The sequence below is a fragment of the Croceibacterium aestuarii genome, from assembly GCF_030657335.1.
GTDB lineage: Bacteria > Pseudomonadota > Alphaproteobacteria > Sphingomonadales > Sphingomonadaceae > Croceibacterium_B > Croceibacterium_B aestuarii.
Genome location: NZ_CP131039.1, coordinates 1,734,110 through 1,753,349 on the forward strand (window position 1 = coordinate 1,734,110; position 19,240 = coordinate 1,753,349).

Below are 19,240 nucleotides of genomic sequence, written 5' to 3' on the forward strand. Positions count from 1 at the left end.
GCGTTGACCTAAAACTCGTCCGCCAGGTCGAGCAGGGCAGTCAGACGCTTGGGCGCAACGCTGCGCCACGAACGTTGCAGCCAGTCGGCGATTCCTTCCCAGTCGGTATCGCCGAGGTCGAGCCGGATGCCGATCCAGCCGTCGCCGAAATACGCGGGGCGGTAGTAACGATCCGGGTCGAGGTCGATGAGTTGCGCCTGCTCGTCCGGTCCGTCGATCTTGATCAGCAGCGCGGTCCTCCCGTCGCCGTGATGATCGATGCTGACGTAGGCGAACTTCTTGCCCTTGGCGATGCCGAAGCAGGGCATGCCGTGCGAGCTTGTCTCCTCCGCCTCGGGCAGCGCCAGCGCGCGTTCGCGCACCCTCCGGGTCAGCCAGGCGGGGTCGCGTTCGCGGCTGACGTAGTCGCCGAGGCAGCGCGGGTAGAGCTGGTATTCGGCCATCTGCACGCGCGCTTGCAGCGTTTCGGGGGTGTCGTCGGGCAGGATGCGGACCGGCACCTGGCCGAGCAGCGGGCCGGCATCGAGTTCGGGCACCACGATGTGGACCGAGCAGCCGCCGTGGCTCTCGCCCGCTTCGATCGCCCGCTCGTGAGTGTGCAGGCCCTTGAACTTGGGCAGCAACGAAGGATGGGTGTTGACCATCCGCCCGGCCCACTTGGCGACGAAGCTTGCGGTCAGGACGCGCATGTAACCGGCCAACGCGATGTATTCGGCGTCCGCTCGTTTCAACGCCTCGTGCATGATCACCTCGTGCGCTTCGCGCTCGAGCCCGCCGTGCGGGTGCGCGAAGGTGGGGATATCCTCGGCCGCGGCGATCTTCAGCCCCCGCGCCTCGCGCACGTTGCTGGCGACGAGGACGATTTCGTAAGGGCAGTCCGGCAGTCGGGACTGGAAGAGCAGCGAGGACATCGTCGTGCCGCTGCCCGAGAGCATCACGGCAACGCGCGCCTTGCGGTCCATCTCCAGCTCCCTCGCCGGCGAGAGGCCCGGGAACGGGCCGCCTCGCGAATCGTCTCGTTCCTGCCCGCATGCTGCCCGTTTTCCAACCCTCCCCAGAAGATTGGCCCTTTCTCAGGCGCCTTATCTGGACGATTCTCGCCGGCGCGGCGCTGGTCGTGCTGTGGCGGGCCTCGGACCTCCTGCTGCTCGCGTTCGGTTCGATCCTCGGGGCGGTGATGTTTCGCAGCGCCGCGCACCTGTTCGAGCGTATCGGGATCGCCAACAAGCATCTGGCGCTGGCCCTCGGGACCTTGCTGATCCTCGCCCTGTTTGCGACAGTTGGCTGGTTGCTCGTCGTGCAGTTCGGCAGCGAGCTGTCCGCGATGCTTGGCGACCTGCCCGGAACGCTATCCTCGATCGAGCGCAACCTCGGTTCGAGCGAGGTGGGCGCGGCGATCGTCGAGGCGATCCGGTCGGCCGCAGGGGACGAGGCGATCGCCAGCCGCCTTGGCGACGTCGTGCTGGGCAGCGGCCGGCTGCTGCTCAATTTCCTCATCGTGCTGGTCGGGGCCATGTTCATCGCCGTCGATCCGCGCCCCTATCGCCGCGCCATCGTGCTGCTCACCCCGCCTCCGGGCCGCGCGGCGGTGGAGCACGCGCTCGACCAGGTGATCACGGCCCTCAAGCTCTGGCTCAAGGCCAAGCTCGTCACGATGGCCATCATGACCGTGTTGATTTCCGCCTCGCTGTGGTGGGCGGGGCTCGAGAGCTGGGCCGCGCTCGGCCTGCTCGGCGGTCTTTCGGAGTTCGTGCCCTATGTCGGCCCGGCCGTCGCCATGCTGCCGTCGATCGGTCTTGCGGCCGCCGCCGGGGGCTCGGTGTTCTGGCGTACGGTGGCGGGCTACGTCGTCGCGCGGCTGTTCGAAGCCTACCTGATGACCCCGCTGGTCAACCGACGGGTGGTGCGCATTCCCCCGGCGCTGACGCTGTTCGTGATCCTCGGCGTGGGTGCGGTGTTCGGCATCTACGGCGTGTTTTTCGCCGGAGCGCTGCTGGTGGTCGCCTATGTCGGGATTCGCGAGCTTTACCTGCGCGACACACTGGGCGAGGATATCGAAGGGGTGCCCGCCAAGACACGGCCCCGCGGCCCGCCACTCAGGCGGTGAAGACGGCTTCCCATGGCTCTTCGGCGCCCCAGGTACCCGCCGCGCCGCGTACGGTGCATCCGCGCCCGCCCGCCGAGATTTCCCCGACGTGGACGACCTGTTCGCCGGCTTCCTCGAGTTCGGCAACGAACTCGCCGGCGAGTTCCGGCTGTACGGCCAGGATCATGCCGATACCGCAATTGAAGGTCCGGGCCATCTCTGCGGGTTCGATATTTCCTTGCGCCTGCAGGAAGGCCATCAGCGCCGGCTGTTCCCAATCGTCCGCGTCGACCACGGCGTGGGTGCCTTCGGGCAGCACGCGCGGGATGTTCTCGAGCAGGCCGCCGCCGGTAATATGGGCCAGGGCATCGATCTTGCCGCCGCGCACCACGGGCAGGAGGGATTTCACGTAGATCCGGGTCGGCTCGATCAGCGCATCGAGCAGGGTGCCCGCGCCGCCGAATTCGGCGTTCAGGTCCCAGGCCTTGTCGGCAGCGAGGCGGCGAACCAGCGAGAAGCCGTTGGAGTGCACGCCCGAACTGGCGAGGCCGAGCAGGACATGGCCCGGAGCGACGCGTTCCCCGGTCAGCTGCTCGCCGCGCTCGACGGCGCCGACGCAGAAGCCGGCCAGGTCATAGTCGCCAGGCGCGTACATCCCGGGCATTTCCGCAGTCTCGCCGCCGATCAGCGCGCAGCCGGCCGACGTGCAGCCTTGAGCGATGCCGGCAATGACTCGCTCGGCCACGCCGTTCTCCAGCTTGCCGGTGGCGAAGTAGTCGAGGAAGAAGAGCGGCTCCGCGCCCTGCACGATAAGATCGTTTACGCACATCGCGACGAGGTCGATGCCCACGCCGTCGTGACGATCGTGTTCGATCGCGAGCTTGAGCTTGGTGCCGACCCCGTCGTTACCGGCCACCAACAAGGGATCGTTGTAGCCCGCCGCTTTCGGATCGAAGAACCCGCCAAAGCCGCCAATCTCGCCGTCGGCGCCGGGGCGGCGGGTGGCCTTGACCAGCGGGCCGATCGCCCGGACCAGGGCGTTGCCGGCATCTATCGATACTCCGGCTTTTTCGTAGGTGTAGCGATTGTCGATGCTCATTGCGGGACCGCTTTACCTATTCGGCCTTGGATTTCCACTCGCCATTGGGCAATAGGCGGGCGGTTTCCCCCGATGACTGCGCTCCTCCTTCCCTCCCGCGCGCCGCAGCGCAACCGCCTGTACCTCGTCGCCGGTGCCCTGGCACTGGCGTTGCTGGCCACCGCTGGCGTGCTCTGGGCGCAGGTCGAGGGCGACCGCGGCATCGCCCCCGTGGCGAGCACCGCCGACATCACCGTCGACGGAATCGAGGTCAACGTTACCGGCAAGGATTCCGAGGATGCGCGCCAGAAGGGCTGGCTCGAAGCCCAGCGCAAGGCGTGGGCGCAGCTCAAGGGACCGAAGATCCCCGACCATCAGTTGGAGTCGCTGGTATCGGCCATCGTGATCGATTCCGAAACGCTGGGGCCGCGGCGCTATGTCGCCAGGCTCGGGGTGATCTTCGATCGGAAGCGCGCTGGCGGCTTGCTCGGCGCTGGCAGCGGAGAGGTTTCGCACTCCGCGCCGATGCTGACCTTGCCGGTGCTGATCAGTGGCGGCGCTGCGACGATGTACGAGGTGCGCAATCCCTGGCAGCAGGCCTGGGCCGAGTTCCAAGCCGGGGCCAGCGCGATCGACTACGTGCGCCCGAGCGGCGCGAACGGAGAATCGCTGCTGCTCACCTATGGCCAGGTCAATCGCCGCAGCCGCGCCTGGTGGAACAACATCCTCGACGAGTTCAGCGCCGCAGACATCATCGTGCCCATTGCCCGGCTCGAGCGGCAATGGCCCGGCGGCCCGATCCGCGGAATCTTCACCGCCCGCTTCGGCCCGGACAATACCTTCCTCGGTTCGTTCACGATGACCGCACCCGACGAGCAGGGCCTGCCGGCGATGCTCGGCAAGGCCGTGACGCGCTTCGATGCGATGTTCAGCCAGGCGCTGGCCGACGGCAAGCTGCGGCCCGACCCCACGCTGTCGCGGCAATCGATTCAGGTCAGTCCGGAAATCCAGGCGCTGATCGATGCGGCGCGCGCCGCCGAGCGCGCAGAGGCCAGTCCCGAGGTCGTGCCGACCCCGGTGCCGGCAGAGCCGTTGCCCTCGACCACACCGCCGCCGGGCCAGCCGCAAGTCGTCAACAGCTACGCCGTCCAGTTCGCAACGCCTGATGCGGCGAGCTACGACCAGGCGCTGACGCTGGTGCGCAGCGCACCGGGCGTGCGCGGCGCGGTGATCAGTTCGACGGCGATCGGCGGCGTTTCGGTCATGCGCGTGTCCTACGCCGGGGACATTTCCGATCTCGCCGCGGCGCTGCGTTCGCGCGGGTTCCAGGTGCAATCGGCCGGCAACGCGCTGTCGATCCGGCGCTAGAGTGCGCCGGCAATGTCGCAAATTGCCCTTCCGCTGACCCGCAGGGCCGGCGTCGGCCCGGCGAAGATCGTGCTCGGCGAAGGCAATGCGCACGTTGCCGATGCGCTGCTTCGTCCCGCAGGCTGGCCGTTCGGCACAGCAGTCCTCACCGGCCCGCCGCGCTCGGGCAAGTCGCTGTTCGCGAAGTGGTTCGAGTCCAGTGGCAAGGGCGATGCGCTCGACAATGCACATCAGCTCGACGAGGACGCGGTGTTCCACCGCTGGAACCGGGCGCAAGAGAAGGGCCGCGCGCTGCTGATCGTCGGCGGGGAGCCGCCGTGGAACATCGCGCTGCCCGACTTGCAAAGCCGCCTTGGCGCGGCGCTGCAGCTCGAGATATTCCAGCCTGGCGATGCGCTGGCGACCGAAATGCTGCTTTCGCTGGCGGCGGAGCGCGGGCTGCCCCTCGCACCGGAGGCCGCAGCCTATCTTGTCCCGCGCGCATCGCGTTCCTACCTGACGATCGAGAAGCTGGTCGAGGCGATCGACCGGCTGAGCCTCGAACGCAAAGCGCCGCCTACGCTTGCCGTGTGGCGGGCCGCGCTCGAGGCGGTCGAAGGACCCGACGAGCCGCGCCTGCTCTAACACGCATGTGCCGTGCTTGCCTTGGCCCGGTTTTTGGGGGAGAATCCCGACGTTATGTTCGAACGCCTGATCAGCTATCTCGACTCGGTCAAGGCGCGCGACCCGGCGCCGCGCAGCCGCTGGGAAGTCCTGCTCTATCCGGGCGTCTGGGCGCTCGGCTTCCATCGCCTCGCCCACTGGCTGTTCGAGGCCGAGATGTTTTTCCTCGCCCGGGCGGTGAACCATACGGCCCGCTTCCTGACCGCGATCGACATCCATCCCGGCGCGACGATCGGGAGGAACTTCTTCATCGATCACGGCTTCACCGTCATCGGCGAAACCGCGCATATCGGCGACAACGTCACCATCTACCAGTGCGTGACGTTGGGCGGCACGAACCCCACCAATGGCGAAGCGGGCAAGCGCCATCCGACGCTCGAGGACGACGTGATCATCGGCTCCGGAGCGCAGATCATCGGCCCGATCACCGTCGGCAAGCGGGCACGAGTCGGCGCCAATGCAGTGGTCACCGACGACGTGCCCGAAGGTGCGACGATGATCGGCCTCAAGGCGCGATCGACGCTGGTCCCGGCGGAGACCTGGCTCAAGGAATTCATCCCCTACGGGACGCCGTGCGACGAACCGTGCGAGCCCGATACGCGGCGCATCGACGAACTGGAATCGCGGCTGACCCAGCTGCAGGACGAGCTCGCCAAGTTGCGCACCGACACGCCGCTGCCCGAAAGCGAGGCCGCTCGCGGCACCGCCCGCACGGGGCGCAAGAAGACGGGCAGCTGATGGAGCGGCTTCCCGCTGCCGGGCAGATCCTCGCCTTTCCAGGCCGCCAACCGAACCAGGTCGGTTTCGAGCGTGCGGAACTTGCCCGCATCCTCGATCTCTACGGCCGGATGGTCGCTGCAGGAGAGTGGCGCGACTATGCGATGAATTTCGCCCGCGATTGCGCCAGCTTCGCGGCCTTCCGTCGCACCGCCGACGTACCCCAGATGCGTCTCGAGAAGCGCCCGGCGTTAAGGGCAAAGCAGGGCATGTGGACACTGTTCGGCGAACACGGCCAAGTGCTCAAGCGCGGGCACGAACTGCCCAGCGTGCTCGCCCCGGTCGAGCGGCGGTTGGTGAAGGTTGTAGGCGACTAAAGCGGAGTCTCCGGGCGCCGATATCTCGGCACGAGAGCTGCCACATCTCTCGCAGGAACGCGAAGGAAGAATGCCGGTCCGCTCGGCTCAACGCGTTTGCGTTCGCTGCATCTCTGAACCGCTCAAAAGGCTTGTTGACACTATCAATTTTGCGAGCCTAATTTGTCTTCGGTGCTTCGACAGCGGGCACAGGGGGGAAGATGCTCGAGGTGTTTGCCTGGGAGCCGAGCCGATATTCAGGCGGAGGGCGCGCTCTGCCTCGAAGCGATAACCTGTCCTGCCGGCATTATTCACCAACACCCGAAAGCTTGGGCACGCCCGTCCGGCGGCCAATATTCCTGCGCGGCAGTTTGCGGGTGAAACGAACCAACAACAGTACGGGAGCGGGGAAGGCCGGTCCCTTAGATAATAACAAGCGTGTTTGAGAACCAGGGAGAGGAAGAGGTCATGAGAGGATTCGTTGCCGGGTCTAGGGATTACAACGGCCGCACCGGGCGAGGAGCCGCCGCCTTCAACGGTTTGCACCCTTCGAAATGGCTCGGCGGGCTGTCGGCGCTCGCGCTCGCAGCCGCCTGGGCCGTTCCGGCCGCGGCGCAGAACCAGGACCAGAACCCGCCAGAGGACAAAGGTGAAGAGGCGTCCCCGCCGACCGACGGCAAGGGCCTGAGCGAGATTGTCGTCACCGCGCAGTTCCGCGAGGTCGACTTGCAGAACACGCCGATGTCGATCACCGCGGTCAATTCCGAGCAGATCGAGCAGCGTTCGATCACCAACGTCGTCGACGTCGCGCAGGCCGCTCCGAACGTTACGATGACCGAGGGCGGCAACGGGTTCGGCAAGACCAACCAGGCTTTCATCCGCGGCATCGGTCAACTCGACTTCAGCTTCGCCTTCGAACCCAAGGTCGGGTTCTATATCGACGACGTCTATTATGCGACGACCTTCGGCTCGGTGTTCGAGCTGCTGGACATCGACCGTGTCGAGATCGAGCGCGGTCCGCAGGGGACGCTCAACGGCCGCAATTCGGTCGGCGGCGCAATCAGGATATTCAACAAGAAGCCGACCGGTGACGGTTCGGGCTATGTCGAGGCGAATTACGGCAGCTACAATCACTACCAGGTCAAGGGCATGTTCGACGTGCCCGTCGTCGGCGACACCGTCGCCTTGCGATTGGGGGCGTCGTACAACAGCCGGGACGGCTGGGTCGACCTGCTCAACTTCGCCTGCGCCAACCCCTCTGTCGCCGGTACCTTGCCGAAGGTCGGCCTCGACAATGCGGGTGGCACCGGCGGCAGCCGCAAGGGCTGCAAGGTCGGCACGCTCGGCGGCGGCGATGTGTTCACTTCGCGCGGGCAACTGCGCATTCGCGGGGCGAACTGGGACAACAACATTGCGGTCGACTTTACCCGCGACCGATCGGAGGCTCCGGCGGTCACGCTGCTGCCGGGGACGCTGGGGGTTTCGTTTTCCGACGACACGCTGCTCCCCGACGGCAGCGGCCCGGCGCGGCCGCCCAACACGCCCAACGGGCTCGGCGTCTTTATCGGCGGCGCGTGGGGGCAATACTACGGCCTCGCCAGCCCGCTTGTCACAGGCGCCTCCCCGGCGACGCTGCAGAACCCGCTGTCGCCCGAAGCCGCGGCCCTGCTCGCCGCACTCAACCCGCAGGACCCTTATGTGTCCTACGCCATTTTCGGTAACCCCGGCGGGCCGTCGCCACTGCAACAATTCATGAACCCGAATCTGAGCACGGTCCGCTCCTGGGGCGTGTCGAACAACTTCGAGCTCGACATCAACGACAGCCTGCAGCTTTCCTCCATCACCGCCTACCGTCACTACACCGGCGAGTTCGGCCAGAGCGATTTCGCGCTGCCGGTGCGCGAGGCGTACAACGAAGTGGCGCACGATCAGTTTTCGCAGGAACTGCGGCTCAATGGCACGGCGATCGACGGCCGGTTGCACTGGACGGTGGGCGGGTTCTACCTCGATACCTCGAACGACAATTCGGGCCGGGTGCAGACGGCCGGGTTCTCGATCTTCGCAGGGCCTGGGGGGACCATTCCCTTCATCCTCGACATGTATGTCGACGACAAATCCGGGGTGAAGAATCTTTCCGGCTTCGTCCACGGCGATTTCGCCCTGAACGATATCTTCTCGGTCGAGGGCGGCCTGCGCTACACGCACGAGAAGAAGACTTATTCCTATTTCCGCCAGGACGTGGGTCAGCCGCCCAGTCTCGAAGGTGCCGCGCCCGACAAGACGATCGAGCAGTGGAACCCGCGCGTTTCGGTCAATGCCAAGGTCTCGCCCGACGTGCTGCTCTACGCCGCGTTTTCGACCGGCTTCACCGCCGGCGGCAACGATCCCCGTCCCTTCTTTCCCGGAGACGTCAACCTGACCTTCGGGCCCGAGAAGGCCAAGGCCTATGAACTCGGCTTCAAGTCGCTGATGCTGGACAACCGGGTCCGCTTCAATGCGGCCGGATTCTGGACCGACTATAAGAGCATCCAGACATTCCTTTCGGCAAATACGACAGGCTGCGTTCCGGGCACTCAGCCGGAGGGGCGCCCGCCATGCACGATCTTCTATTACGGCAACGGCGGCGATGCGACCATCAAGGGCTTCGAGGCCGAGCTTGAGGCGCGCCCTGTGCCCGAATGGCTCTTCACTGCGGCCGTGGGATACACCGACTTCCAGTACAAGACCCTCGCGCCGGGCGTGAATCCGACGGGAGATCTCAACTCGACGACGCTGGACAGCCCCCAGACCCAGACGCCGAAGTGGAAGATTACCGCGGGCACCCAGTACGACATCGACCTGGGCAATTCCGGTCGCCTCGTTCCGCACATCGACGCAACCTATCAAAGCAAGGTCTACTACACGACCAGCTTGATCAACCCGATCCCGATCCAGCCCGGCTACACGATCGTCAACGCCCGGATCACCTGGTACAGCCCCGAGCAGACCTGGCAGGTCGCCGCTTACGCAACCAACCTGCTCGACAAGCTGTATTACACCGGCATCACCGACGTGCGGAACGGCTTCGGCTATGCTTTCGGGCAGGTCGGGCGGCCTCGCGAATTCGGCGTCTCGTTGAAGCGGACGTTCTGACGCGCACCGGCGGCGTGCGGCACCCCGCCGCTCGCCGCCGGCCTTTCGTTGCGAACATAAGCGAAGCGCAGCCAATCGAGCGACATGGCGCCTGAGCGCCGCGCGTGCCAACGCCGTCCGCCGATGGCCGGCCTGTGTCGTAGCCGCCGTTACGTACGCCGCCTAAGAGAAGAAGTTGCCGCTCGGCACCCGGGTCACGGCGCGCTCGTCGAACGAGATGCCGGGCGGATCGCCGCCGGCTGCGACCGTCTCCAGCGCCCGGCGCAGCATGCGGCGCTGCAGGCCGATGCCCTTGTCGCTCGTGACGAGGTGCTCCTCGCTGTGCAGCGACACCGGCCCCTGGCCGGCCTGCGCCTCGTAGTCGCCCGGCTGGTCCTGCCGCTCCTCGACCGTGCGCTGGTGCCAAGGCTTGAAGTTTTCCGCCTCGAGGCCGCGCATTGGGCGGTCCCTGACGTCGGCGGGCACGCGCATCGCCATCACGATGCGGCAATGGGTATCGTCGACCGGCACCGACACGCCGATGCCGTTGGGCCGTCCGGGACGCATCGCCACGTCAGGCACGAACATGACATTGGGCATCATCCAAGTGGAGACGCGATTGACGTGGCGCCCGTCGGAAAGGTCGCGGTGTGCCTGATAGGTCACGCCGGCTTCGATCTCGTCGAACTCGACTTTCGGCATAACCTCGAACTCGCGCACGAACTGCGTGCCCGAGAAAGTGGTGTGGAGGACCTGCACGTGAAACGGATCCATCACGTTGTCGTTCATGTGCAGCCACGAATAGGGGACGACCTCGGGCCCATGGAAATCGCCGTGGCTGCCCAGCGAGTTGTCGAAGGCGAGATATTCCTCGCCCTCGTCGAGCGGCTCCATCGCATCGAAGCGAGGCAGGGCGGGCATGCGGTCGGGCGGGCCCATGTAAGCCCAGACGAGCCCGTAGTGGTCGCGCACCGGGTACCACGGCTGACGATGTTCGGGGCGGCACGCGGTGGGGTTGGGCTCGCACGGCTGTTCGATGCATTGCCCGTCCACGGCAAACTTCCATCCGTGATAGCAGCAGCGGATTCCATCGCGCTCGACATGGCCCCAGAAGAGACTTGTGCCGCGGTGCATGCAGCGCGGATAGAGCAATCCAGGACGCCCCTCGCCGTCGCGGAAGATGATCAGATCCTCGCCGAGAAGCCGCACTTCTTTCGGCCGCTCGGTCACGTTGCGGCTGGCTAGCACAGGCTGCCAGTAACGCCGCATCAGCTCGCCCATGGGCGTGCCGGGACCAACCCTCGTCAGGTCATCGGCCGGTTTTTGCGGTCCGCGTCCATACGCGGTCCCTTGGGGTATCGATTGAGGCGCGTCCTCGGGGGCGGTGGCCATCGGCTGTCTCTCCGTTTGTGTCCATCTTGCGGGACATCACGCAGAGGCTAGACCTGCGCAGACGGGCTGACAATTGACTTTGTCCTAATCGGACGGGGCAAGGTATTCGAGGGCAGGGATGAGATCCTCGAAGCGGTCGATGACCGCATCGGCACCGAGTTCCCCGACCGGCTTGTCATGGTACCCGGGCCCATAGACCACGCACGGTACCCCGGCGGCGTGCGCGGCAAGCACGTCGAAGCTCGCGTCGCCGACCATCGCAAAGCGTGTGCCATCGCATTGCCGCAGCGCTTCGTCGATCATGTCGCGCGCCGGCTTGGCCCGCCCGGGGCCGAGCGTATCGCCGCCAAGAATGCAGGCGAAGCGGTCGGTGAGACCGAGTTCGGACAACAACTTGCGAGCGAAGCGTTCGATCTTGTTGGTCACGACCGCCAACTGGCAACCACGCGCCGCGAGGTCGTCGAGCGCGGTGAGGAGGCCGGGATATGGGGCGCTATGCTGCGAAGTATTACGCTCGTAATAACCAAGCAGAGTGTCATAGGCTTCATCGAAGACATCCGCGCCGACCATGCCGCCGGTGCGCTCGAACGCGCGGGTCAACATCGCCCGCGTACCTCCGCCGATCATCTGCCGGGTGACCTCGGGCGTGACCGGGGCTCGTCCTGCTTCGGCGAGTGCGTGGTTGACCGCCTCGCACAAGTCGGGCGCCGTATCGACGAGTGTTCCGTCGAGGTCGAAGCCGATGGTGTCGAAGGGAAAGTTCGCCATGTCGCGCGCCAGTGCCCGACCCATATGGAAACCGCAACGATTTGCTGCCAATGACCGGGAATGAGCGAAACCACGCGACCGATCGCCGTCGTCGTCCTTGCAGCCGGCAAGGGCACGCGCATGAAGAGCAAGCTGCACAAGGTGCTGCACCCGATCGGCGGGCGGCCCATGCTCGAACACCTGCTAGCCAGCGTGGCCCCGCTCGAACCCGTTCATACGGTCGTCGTTGTCGGCCATGGGCGCGACCAGATTGCCGATGTGGTTGGCGCGCGCGCGCAGACGGTGGTGCAGGAACCGCAGCTCGGCACCGGCCACGCCGTGCAGCAGGCGCAGGCCGCGCTGGGCGATTTCGACGGCGACGTTCTGGTCCTCTACGGCGATGTCCCGTTCGTCGCGCAGTCGACCATGCGCCGGATGCTCGATCGTCTCGATGACAGCGACAATCCGGCCGCAGTGGTCCTCGCCTTTCGCGCCGCCGATCCGGGCGCCTACGGCCGCGTCATCAGCGTCGACGGAAAGACCATTCTCAAGATGGTCGAATTCAAGGATGCGAGCGCGGATGAGCGCCAGGTCGACTTGTGCAATTCGGGGATGATGGCGTGCCGGGCCGCGGACCTGTTCGCATTGCTCGCGCGTGTCGGCAACGACAATGCGGCAGGTGAATACTACTTGCCCGACATCGTAAAGGTCGCCGCTCACGACGGCCGCAAGTCGACGTACATCGAAACGCACGAGAGCGAGGTCCGCGGCATCAACAGCCGTGCCGAGCTCGCCGCCGCCGAACGCCAGTGGCAGGACTTCCGCCGCGAAGAAGCGATGGCAGAAGGGGCTTCTTTGACGGCGCCGGAAACGGTGTTCTTCAGCTGGGATACCGCGCTCGGGGCCGACGTGACGATCGAGCCCAATGTCGTATTCGGGCCGGGCGTGTCGGTGGCCGACGGCGCGACAATTCACGCCTTCTGCCACCTCGAAGGCTGTGAAATCGGAAGCGGCGCGTCGGTCGGCCCGTTCGCCCGCCTGCGCCCCGGGGCAAAGCTGCACGCCGGCGCGAAGGTTGGAAACTTCGTCGAAATAAAGAATGCGGTGCTGGGCGAGGGCGCCAAGGCCAACCACCTTACCTACATCGGCGATGCCGAAGTGGGCGCGGGGGCCAACATCGGCGCCGGCACGATTACCTGCAACTACGACGGCTACTTCAAGCACCGGACTGTCATCGGGCCCGGCGCGTTCATCGGCTCAAACAGCGCGTTGATCGCGCCCGTGAGCATCGGGGCAGATGCGATCGTCGCGGCGGGCAGCGCCGTGAGCCGCGACGTCGCGGCAGGCGAACTGCGCATGGTGCGCGCCGAGCAACTGGTCAAACCCGGCTGGGCCGACCGCTTCCACGACGCCATGAAGAAGAAAAAAGCCGAGGCGAGGAAGGGTTGAGATGACGCTGGGAGAGCGCGAACTCGCCGTGGTCCTCCAGGCGGCTGTCGATCACGCCAGACAACGGCTTGCGGAACAGGGGAGCTTCCTCCCATTCGGGATTCGCGCGAAGCCCGGCGGTGAAATCGAATTTGTCGAGGTTCAGGATGCCGGTGGGCAACGGCTCGAAGCTCTGCAAAGCGAACTGATCGACACTCTCCGGCAGGAGACAGGCTCTCTTCTCGCTGCCGGACTCGTGGCAAGTGTCATGCTCCCCGACAGTGAGGAGTTCCCTACTGCCATCGCCGTCCAGCTCGAAAGCGAGGGTTTCTGCCGCTTGATCCTCGTGCCCTGTCGCGGAGACGGGGAAGAGGTCACGACCGGTCCAATGAATCCGGAGGCGGCCACTCCCCTGATCTACCGGCCAGCATCGTGCATTCAGGTCTTGCATTGATATCATGATATGATATCGTCATATCAATGACGCGAATCCTCGCCGACCTCTCCGATGACGACCTGGCGTGGCTCGACAGCCGGGCCGCCTCCGAGGGAAAGTCGCGCGCCGCAGTCATGCGCGATGCCGTTGCCGCCTATCGGGCCGCAATCCAGGCCGGCGGAATCGAGCGCTATTTCGGTATCTGGCGGGGACGCGCATCGAGTGACGCCGAGTGAGCGCGGCGCTGTTCGATACGTGGATACTCCTCGACGCGCTGCGCGGGGTGGAACAGGCCGGAAGCGAACTGCAACGCTACAACCGCCGCTACCTCAGCCGGATCAGCTGGATCGAGGTGCTGACCCATGGGATGCCCGATGACGCTCAACGCGCCGAGAGTTTCCTCGGCCATTTCACCGTGGTCGAACTGTCGGAGGAAATCGCGCGCAGCGCCGCGCAACTGCGCGGCCAGCGCCGCGGACTCACCTTGAGCAATGCCATCATCCTGGCGTCCGCGCAGACCGCCGGGCACATCCTCGTGACTCGCAATACCCAGGCTTTCCCAGCGCAGATGCCGGGCATTCGCATTCCTTACACGCTTGAAGAAGGTTGACCTCCCATGTGCGGAATTATCGGCATCGTCGGCAAGGAACCGGTCGCGGACCGGCTGGTCGAAGGCCTCAGGCGGATGGAATATCGCGGCTACGACAGTGCCGGCATCTGCACCCTCTATGACGACCGGCTCATCCGCCGACGCGCCGAGGGAAAGTTGTTCAACCTGGCGCTGGAACTCGAACGCAACCCCGCGCCGGGAGAGGTCGGGATTGCGCATACCCGCTGGGCCACGCACGGCGCCCCGACGACCAACAACGCGCACCCGCATGCTACCGAAGAGGTGGCGCTGGTTCACAACGGAATCATCGAGAACTTTCGCGTTCTTCGTACCGAGCTCGAGCAGCGGGGACGAATCTTCGAAAGCGAAACCGACACCGAAGTCGTCGCCCACCTCGTGTCGGAACAGGTCGAGGCCGGCAAATCGCCGCAGGATGCGGTACAAGCGGTCCTGCCCCAGCTGCGCGGGGCGTTCGCGCTGGCGATTGCCTTCCGTGCCCATCCCGACATCCTGATCGGCGCTCGCCTGGGTTCTCCCTTGGTCATCGGCTACGGCGACGGCGAAACCTATCTCGGCTCGGACGCCCTCGCACTGGCGCCGCTGACCCAGAAGATCGCTTATCTCGAGGAAGGCGACTGGGTCGTGGTGACTCGCGACGGCGGCGAAATCTACGACAAGGACAACCGCCCGGTCGAGCGCGAGGTGACGACGTCGGGGGCCTCTGCTGCAGCGATCGAGAAGGGCAACTACCGCCACTTCATGCAGAAGGAAATTTTCGAGCAGCCCACAGTCGTGGCGCAGACGCTGCGCAGCTATCTGCGGCCGATGGAGCAGCAGGTCGCGTTGCCGCAGCTCGATTTCGATATCGCCAATATCAATCGGGTGACGATCGTGGCCTGCGGCACATCGTACTATGCGGGCATGGTGGCGAAGTACTGGTTCGAGCAATTCGCCCGCACGCCGGTCGACATCGATTTTGCCAGCGAGTTCCGCTACCGCGAACCGGTCCTCGAACCCGGCGGGCTGGCGCTGTTCATCTCGCAGAGCGGCGAAACCGCCGACACGCTGGCTGCGCTGCGCCACTGTAAGGCCGAAGGCCAGACGATCGCGGTCGTCGTCAACGTCCCGACCAGCTCAATGGCGCGCGAGGCCGATCTTCTGCTGCCGACCCACGCGGGCCCCGAGATCGGCGTCGCCAGCACCAAGGCGTTCTCCTGCCAGCTCGCCGTGCTCGCTGCGCTGGCGGCTCACTTCGCCGTGCGCAAGGGGCGCATGACGCACGATGAGGAAGCCGAAGTCGTCAAGCACCTGATGGAAGCGCCGGCAGCGCTCAACGCAGCGCTGGCGCACGACGAGGATATCGCCGCAATCGCGCCGCTTATCGCGCCGGCGCGCGACGTCCTGTACCTTGGCCGCGGACCGGACTTCCCCTTGGCGCTCGAAGGCGCGCTGAAGCTCAAGGAAATCAGTTACATTCATGCCGAGGGCTATGCCGCCGGCGAGATGAAGCACGGCCCCATTGCGCTCATCGACGAGGCGGTTCCGGTGATCGTCCTCGCGCCATCGGGGCCCTTGTTCGAAAAGACCGTCTCGAACATGCAGGAGGTTCGTGCCCGCGGCGGCAAGATCGTGCTGATCTCCGACCGCGAAGGTCTCGCCGAAGCCGGCGAGGGATGCCTGGCGACGATCGAAATGCCGCGCGTTCATCCGTTGATCGCGCCGCTCGTCTACGCCGTCCCGGTTCAGCTGCTGGCGTACCACGTGGCGGTCGCCAAGGGCACTGACGTCGACCAGCCGCGCAATCTGGCGAAATCGGTCACCGTCGAATAGCGTCAACGAACATCCATTTCATGCCTTGCTGATTTACCCCGCTTCAATGATTGGCCGGGTATTCGGCGCGGGTGAGCGAAAACCACGCCGACCTTCCCCTGCTGCCCCTGACGCTGACGGCAGCCGAATTGCTCGGGCTGAAGAAGCCTGCGCAGGGCAGTTGGTCGCAAATCCGCGCGCTGCAGTACGCCGGGCTGTACAAGGCTTCGCCGATAAGGCTGGCTGGCCATGTTCTGGCGGCTCTGATCACCGCCGGGCTGTTTGTCGGCCATGTCCCGATCTATCTCCTCGGTCCGTGGCTTCCTCTCGTCTATCTGGGTCAGTGGAACGCCACCCGGATCGACCGAGGCTTGGCAGATAGCGGTCATCGCGCCATGTCGAGGGCGGAATTCCATCGCCAATCCCTGGCCGTCGCCGGCGCGGCGCTGCCTTGGTCGCTGGCGCTGCTCGTCTTCCCCTGGTTCGGTGACCTCTCCGACCATGTCGGGATGTGGAGCGTCGTGGCGATGCTCATTGCGGGTTCCGCCCTGATGCTCTCGTCGGCGCCGATGGCGACCATCGTCTTTGCCGTGGTCACCGGGACCGCGGCGTCGGTTTCGTTCGGCCTGCAGTGGCAGTTCCTTCTCGCCGCCATGGTGATCGCCTTCGTCATCACGGCGTGCTTCGGTGCGATCAAGGTGGCGCGGACGTTTCTTGCGGCCGAAATCGCCGTGGCGGGCGTGGCGGAAAAGTCCGAGGTCGTCTCGCTGCTGCTGCGCGAGTTCGAAGAGAACGAGGCCGACTGGTTGTGGCAGGTCGACACCAACCGCCTGGTGCGCTCGGCCAGTCCGCGCTTCGCCTTTGCGCTGGGCCGCGATGCCAGCGAGATCGAGGGCACTTCGTTCATCAAGCTGGTGGCGGGATCGGCGTGGGACAGCGGCAAGTTCGCTCCCAGTCTCCACGACCTCGCCGAACGGCTCAAGCGGCGCGAAAGCTTCTCGAACCTCCTTGTACAGGTCGAGGTGGCATCCGGCCGGCGGTGGTGGGAAATCTCCGGCACACCGATGCGCGACGAAAAAGGCGATTTTCTCGGCTTCCGTGGGGTCGGTTCGGACGTGACCGAGCAGCGCGAATCATCGGAAAAGATCGCCTATCTCGCGCGTTACGATACGCTCACAGGACTACCGAACCGCTTGATGGTGACCGAATCGCTGAAAGACGCTTTGCGTTACAGCGAGCAGTGGCGCACCCGTTGCGCCTTTCTGATGGTCGATCTCGACCGTTTCAAGGCGGTGAACGATTCGCTTGGCCACCAGGTCGGCGACCAGATGCTGGCCCAGGTTTCGCAGCGGCTCGAGCTGCTCGCCACCGACAACGAGATGTGCGGCCGGCTCGGCGGAGACGAATTTGCCGTCGTGATTCGCGACGCCTCCGATCGCGGGGCTGTCGACCGCTTCGCCGCAAAGATCATCGACGCGCTCTCGCAGCCTTACGTGGTCGACAACAACACGTTGTATATTGGCGCCAGCGTTGGCTCCGCAATGGGGCCGCGCGATGGCGATTCGGTCGAAATGCTGATGCGCAACGCCGACCTCGCACTGTACCGCGCCAAGGACGATGGCGGCGGCAATCACTGCAAGTTCGAACCCGCCCTCCACGCCGAGGCCGAGGAGCGCCGACAGCTCGAATCCTCGCTGCGCTTCGCTACCGAGAAGGACGAGCTGCTGCTCAACTTCCAGCCGGTGGTCGACGCCAACAGCGAGCAAGTCGTCAGCTTCGAAGCGCTGGTGCGTTGGCAGAGCGCGGAACACGGCTTCGTGCGTCCTGACAAGTTCATCCCGCTGGCGGAGGATACGCGTCTCATCATCCCCATCGGCGAATGGGTTCTGCGCGAGGCCTGCCGTCAGGCGGTAAACTGGCCCGAACCGATCAAGGTCGCGGTCAACGTCTCGGGCGAACAGTTGCTCGAACCCGGTTTCGCCAACTGCGTGGTTCGCGCCTTGTCCGACAGCGGGCTGGCCGCGCACCGCCTCGAGGTCGAGGTCACCGAAAGCATCTTCGTGCGCGACGCGCAGATTGCGCGGCAGTCGCTCGAGGAGATCATGGCGCTCGGCTGTACGATAGCGCTCGATGACTTCGGCACAGGTTACTCCTCGCTCGGATACCTGAGGGCTTTGCGCTTTTCGACCATCAAGGTCGATCGCAGCTTCGTCCAGGGCGCTGCCCAGCAAAGCCCGGAAAGCCTCGCGATCATCAACGCCGTGGTGGCGATGGCGCGAAGTCTCGACATGACAACCACCGCAGAGGGCGTCGAAGACGCCAAACAAGCGGCGATGATCCGCGAATTGGGCTGCACCAAGATCCAGGGCTACTACTTCGGCCGGCCGATGCCGGCCGCCGAGGCTGCCGCGATTGCCGAGCGGAGCCGTATCGGCCGCGAAGCAGCCTGATCCGCCTCAGGCGCCGACCAGGTCCTTCAGCGCCGCTTCGAACAGCGCCCGCCCGTCGCGGTTGCCGTGCGCGGCCTCCATCGCCCGTTCGGGGTGCGGCATCATTCCGAGGACGTTGCCGGCTTCGTTGAGAACGCCGGCAATCTTGCGCTGCGAGCCGTTGACCTCGTCGGCGTAGCGAAACGCCACCCGGCCTTCGCCCTCGAGCCGATCGAGCGTCTCGCTATCGGCGAAGTAGTTGCCGTCGTGATGCGCCACCGGCAGATCGATGACCTGTCCGGCATCGTAGCCCGAGGTGAACAGCGACAGGTCGTTCTCGACCACCAGGGGCACGGTGCGACAGGTGAAGGTGAGCTGGGCGTTGCGCATCAGCGCGCCGGGCAACAGCCCGCTCTCGGTCAGCACCTGGAAGCCGTTGCACACACCGAGGACTGGCACGCCGCGCTCCGCTGCGGCCACGACGGCGCGCATGATCGGGCTGCGCGCGGCCATCGAGCCGCAGCGCAGGTAATCGCCATAGGAAAAACCGCCGGGCAGGGCGATGAAGTCGAGCCGATCGGGCAGGTCGGCATCGCCGTGCCAGACGCGGATCGCCGGAGTCCCCGAGACCTCTTCTATGGCGACCGCCATGTCCCGATCGCAGTTCGATCCGGGGAAGGTGACGACGGCGGCGCGCATCAGGCGTGCTCCAGCTTCTCTATGCGGTAGTTTTCGATCACCATGTTGGCGAGCAGCTTGCGGCACATCTCCTCGAGTGCCTCGTCGCTGGTGTCGTCGGCCACCTCGAGTTCGATCAGGCGCCCCACGCGGACGTCCTTGACGCCGGCGAAGCCGAGCCCGTCGAGAGCATGGTGCACGGCACGGCCCTGCGGATCGAGGACGCCGGGCTTGAGGCTGACGTGAACGCGTACTTTCATGGGCAAGTCCTTGTGGGGGCCGTGAGACTCGCGCGCAGCCTATGGCGATTACCGGCTGCGCAAACAAGGGGG

Annotated in this window: 18 protein-coding genes; 12 read left to right on the top strand and 6 right to left on the bottom strand. The window is 65.6% G+C overall.

Features of this window, described 5'->3' with window-relative positions; genetic code table 11:
• Nucleotides 1–8 precede the first annotated feature (8 nt).
• A complete protein-coding gene (gene purN / locus Q7I88_RS08485) occupies nt 9–962 on the bottom strand; it encodes a phosphoribosylglycinamide formyltransferase (protein WP_305095485.1) in 954 nt (317 codons plus the stop codon).
• A gap of 68 nt (nt 963–1,030) precedes the next feature.
• On the opposite strand from purN, the gene Q7I88_RS08490 reads away from it, so the two are divergent.
• Complete coding sequence (locus tag Q7I88_RS08490) at nt 1,031–2,107, top strand: AI-2E family transporter (RefSeq protein ID WP_305095486.1); 1,077 nt, start codon at nt 1,031–1,033, stop codon at nt 2,105–2,107.
• On the opposite strand, the gene purM is transcribed toward Q7I88_RS08490, so the two are convergent.
• A complete protein-coding gene (gene purM / locus Q7I88_RS08495; RefSeq protein WP_305095487.1) occupies nt 2,097–3,185 on the bottom strand; it encodes a phosphoribosylformylglycinamidine cyclo-ligase in 1,089 nt (362 codons plus the stop codon). The genes Q7I88_RS08490 and purM overlap by 11 nt on opposite strands.
• A 72-nt stretch (nt 3,186–3,257) precedes the next feature.
• Here purM and Q7I88_RS08500 point away from each other — a divergent pair, with 72 nt between their 5' ends.
• From Q7I88_RS08500 to Q7I88_RS08520, 5 genes are all read left to right on the top strand, one after another.
• Nucleotides 3,258–4,532, top strand: a complete 1,275-nt coding sequence (locus Q7I88_RS08500; RefSeq protein ID WP_305095488.1) for a heavy-metal-associated domain-containing protein — start codon at nt 3,258–3,260, stop codon at nt 4,530–4,532.
• Between the two features lie 12 nt (nt 4,533–4,544).
• Nucleotides 4,545–5,156: a P-loop NTPase family protein gene (locus Q7I88_RS08505; RefSeq protein ID WP_305095489.1), complete on the top strand. Its 612-nt coding sequence runs from the start codon at nt 4,545–4,547 to the stop codon at nt 5,154–5,156.
• A gap of 54 nt (nt 5,157–5,210) precedes the next feature.
• The gene (gene epsC / locus Q7I88_RS08510) at nt 5,211–5,933 is read left to right on the top strand and encodes a serine O-acetyltransferase EpsC (RefSeq protein WP_305095490.1); all 723 of its coding nucleotides are present in this window, start codon (nt 5,211–5,213) and stop codon (nt 5,931–5,933) included.
• The gene (locus Q7I88_RS08515) at nt 5,933–6,289 is read left to right on the top strand and encodes a DUF2794 domain-containing protein (protein ID WP_305095491.1); all 357 of its coding nucleotides are present in this window, start codon (nt 5,933–5,935) and stop codon (nt 6,287–6,289) included. The genes epsC and Q7I88_RS08515 overlap by 1 nt, the downstream gene beginning before the upstream one ends.
• Nucleotides 6,290–6,736: 447 nt before the next feature.
• Complete coding sequence (locus Q7I88_RS08520; protein ID WP_305095492.1) at nt 6,737–9,400, top strand: TonB-dependent receptor; 2,664 nt, start codon at nt 6,737–6,739, stop codon at nt 9,398–9,400.
• Nucleotides 9,401–9,562: 162 nt separating this feature from the next.
• Here Q7I88_RS08520 and Q7I88_RS08525 read toward each other — a convergent pair whose 3' ends face one another.
• The gene (locus tag Q7I88_RS08525) at nt 9,563–10,771 is read right to left on the bottom strand and encodes a Rieske 2Fe-2S domain-containing protein (protein WP_305095493.1); all 1,209 of its coding nucleotides are present in this window, start codon (nt 10,769–10,771) and stop codon (nt 9,563–9,565) included.
• Nucleotides 10,772–10,855: 84 nt separating this feature from the next.
• Nucleotides 10,856–11,539, bottom strand: a complete 684-nt coding sequence (locus tag Q7I88_RS08530) for an HAD-IA family hydrolase (RefSeq protein ID WP_305095494.1) — start codon at nt 11,537–11,539, stop codon at nt 10,856–10,858.
• 60 nt (nt 11,540–11,599) lie between these two features.
• Between Q7I88_RS08530 and glmU the strand changes: the two genes are divergently transcribed.
• From glmU to Q7I88_RS08560, 6 genes are all read left to right on the top strand, one after another.
• A complete protein-coding gene (gene glmU, locus Q7I88_RS08535) occupies nt 11,600–12,967 on the top strand; it encodes a bifunctional UDP-N-acetylglucosamine diphosphorylase/glucosamine-1-phosphate N-acetyltransferase GlmU (RefSeq protein WP_305095495.1) in 1,368 nt (455 codons plus the stop codon).
• 1 nt (nt 12,968) lies between these two features.
• Nucleotides 12,969–13,400, top strand: coding sequence for a hypothetical protein (locus Q7I88_RS08540; RefSeq protein ID WP_305095496.1), 432 nt, complete (start codon nt 12,969–12,971; stop codon nt 13,398–13,400).
• 26 nt (nt 13,401–13,426) lie between these two features.
• Nucleotides 13,427–13,618, top strand: coding sequence for a ribbon-helix-helix protein, CopG family (locus tag Q7I88_RS08545; RefSeq protein ID WP_305095497.1), 192 nt, complete (start codon nt 13,427–13,429; stop codon nt 13,616–13,618).
• Entirely contained in the window at nt 13,615–13,992 is a 378-nt protein-coding gene (locus Q7I88_RS08550; protein WP_305095498.1) for a type II toxin-antitoxin system VapC family toxin, read from the top strand. The genes Q7I88_RS08545 and Q7I88_RS08550 overlap by 4 nt, the downstream gene beginning before the upstream one ends.
• A gap of 6 nt (nt 13,993–13,998) precedes the next feature.
• Entirely contained in the window at nt 13,999–15,822 is a 1,824-nt protein-coding gene (gene glmS / locus Q7I88_RS08555; protein ID WP_305095499.1) for a glutamine--fructose-6-phosphate transaminase (isomerizing), read from the top strand.
• A 71-nt stretch (nt 15,823–15,893) separates the two neighbouring features.
• Nucleotides 15,894–18,251 (top strand): putative bifunctional diguanylate cyclase/phosphodiesterase, encoded by a 2,358-nt coding sequence (locus Q7I88_RS08560; RefSeq protein ID WP_305095500.1) that lies wholly within the window; start codon nt 15,894–15,896, stop codon nt 18,249–18,251.
• A gap of 6 nt (nt 18,252–18,257) precedes the next feature.
• Here Q7I88_RS08560 and purQ read toward each other — a convergent pair whose 3' ends face one another.
• Both purQ and purS read right to left on the bottom strand, forming a co-directional pair.
• Entirely contained in the window at nt 18,258–18,929 is a 672-nt protein-coding gene (purQ, locus tag Q7I88_RS08565; protein WP_305095501.1) for a phosphoribosylformylglycinamidine synthase subunit PurQ, read from the bottom strand.
• Nucleotides 18,929–19,168, bottom strand: coding sequence for a phosphoribosylformylglycinamidine synthase subunit PurS (gene purS / locus Q7I88_RS08570; protein ID WP_305095502.1), 240 nt, complete (start codon nt 19,166–19,168; stop codon nt 18,929–18,931). Before purS ends, purQ begins: the two co-directional genes overlap by 1 nt.
• Nucleotides 19,169–19,240: the final 72 nt, after the last annotated feature.

Bases quoted from the DNA above. Each gene is read 5' to 3' on its own strand.
- Q7I88_RS08530 (WP_305095494.1), bottom strand. From the start codon at position 11,539: ATGGCGAACTTTCCCTTCGACACCATCGGCTTCGACCTCGACGGAACA.
- Q7I88_RS08490 (WP_305095486.1), top strand. From the start codon at position 1,031: ATGCTGCCCGTTTTCCAACCCTCCCCAGAAGATTGGCCCTTTCTCAGG.
- purQ (WP_305095501.1), bottom strand. From the start codon at position 18,929: ATGCGCGCCGCCGTCGTCACCTTCCCCGGATCGAACTGCGATCGGGAC.
- Q7I88_RS08505 (WP_305095489.1), top strand. From the start codon at position 4,545: ATGTCGCAAATTGCCCTTCCGCTGACCCGCAGGGCCGGCGTCGGCCCG.
- glmU (WP_305095495.1), top strand. From the start codon at position 11,600: ATGAGCGAAACCACGCGACCGATCGCCGTCGTCGTCCTTGCAGCCGGC.
- Q7I88_RS08500 (WP_305095488.1), top strand. From the start codon at position 3,258: ATGACTGCGCTCCTCCTTCCCTCCCGCGCGCCGCAGCGCAACCGCCTG.
- purS (WP_305095502.1), bottom strand. From the start codon at position 19,168: ATGAAAGTACGCGTTCACGTCAGCCTCAAGCCCGGCGTCCTCGATCCG.
- purN (WP_305095485.1), bottom strand. From the start codon at position 962: ATGGACCGCAAGGCGCGCGTTGCCGTGATGCTCTCGGGCAGCGGCACG.
- Q7I88_RS08540 (WP_305095496.1), top strand. From the start codon at position 12,969: ATGACGCTGGGAGAGCGCGAACTCGCCGTGGTCCTCCAGGCGGCTGTC.
- epsC (WP_305095490.1), top strand. From the start codon at position 5,211: ATGTTCGAACGCCTGATCAGCTATCTCGACTCGGTCAAGGCGCGCGAC.
- Q7I88_RS08515 (WP_305095491.1), top strand. From the start codon at position 5,933: ATGGAGCGGCTTCCCGCTGCCGGGCAGATCCTCGCCTTTCCAGGCCGC.
- glmS (WP_305095499.1), top strand. From the start codon at position 13,999: ATGTGCGGAATTATCGGCATCGTCGGCAAGGAACCGGTCGCGGACCGG.
- purM (WP_305095487.1), bottom strand. From the start codon at position 3,185: ATGAGCATCGACAATCGCTACACCTACGAAAAAGCCGGAGTATCGATA.
- Q7I88_RS08520 (WP_305095492.1), top strand. From the start codon at position 6,737: ATGAGAGGATTCGTTGCCGGGTCTAGGGATTACAACGGCCGCACCGGG.
- Q7I88_RS08525 (WP_305095493.1), bottom strand. From the start codon at position 10,771: ATGGCCACCGCCCCCGAGGACGCGCCTCAATCGATACCCCAAGGGACC.
- Q7I88_RS08545 (WP_305095497.1), top strand. From the start codon at position 13,427: ATGACGCGAATCCTCGCCGACCTCTCCGATGACGACCTGGCGTGGCTC.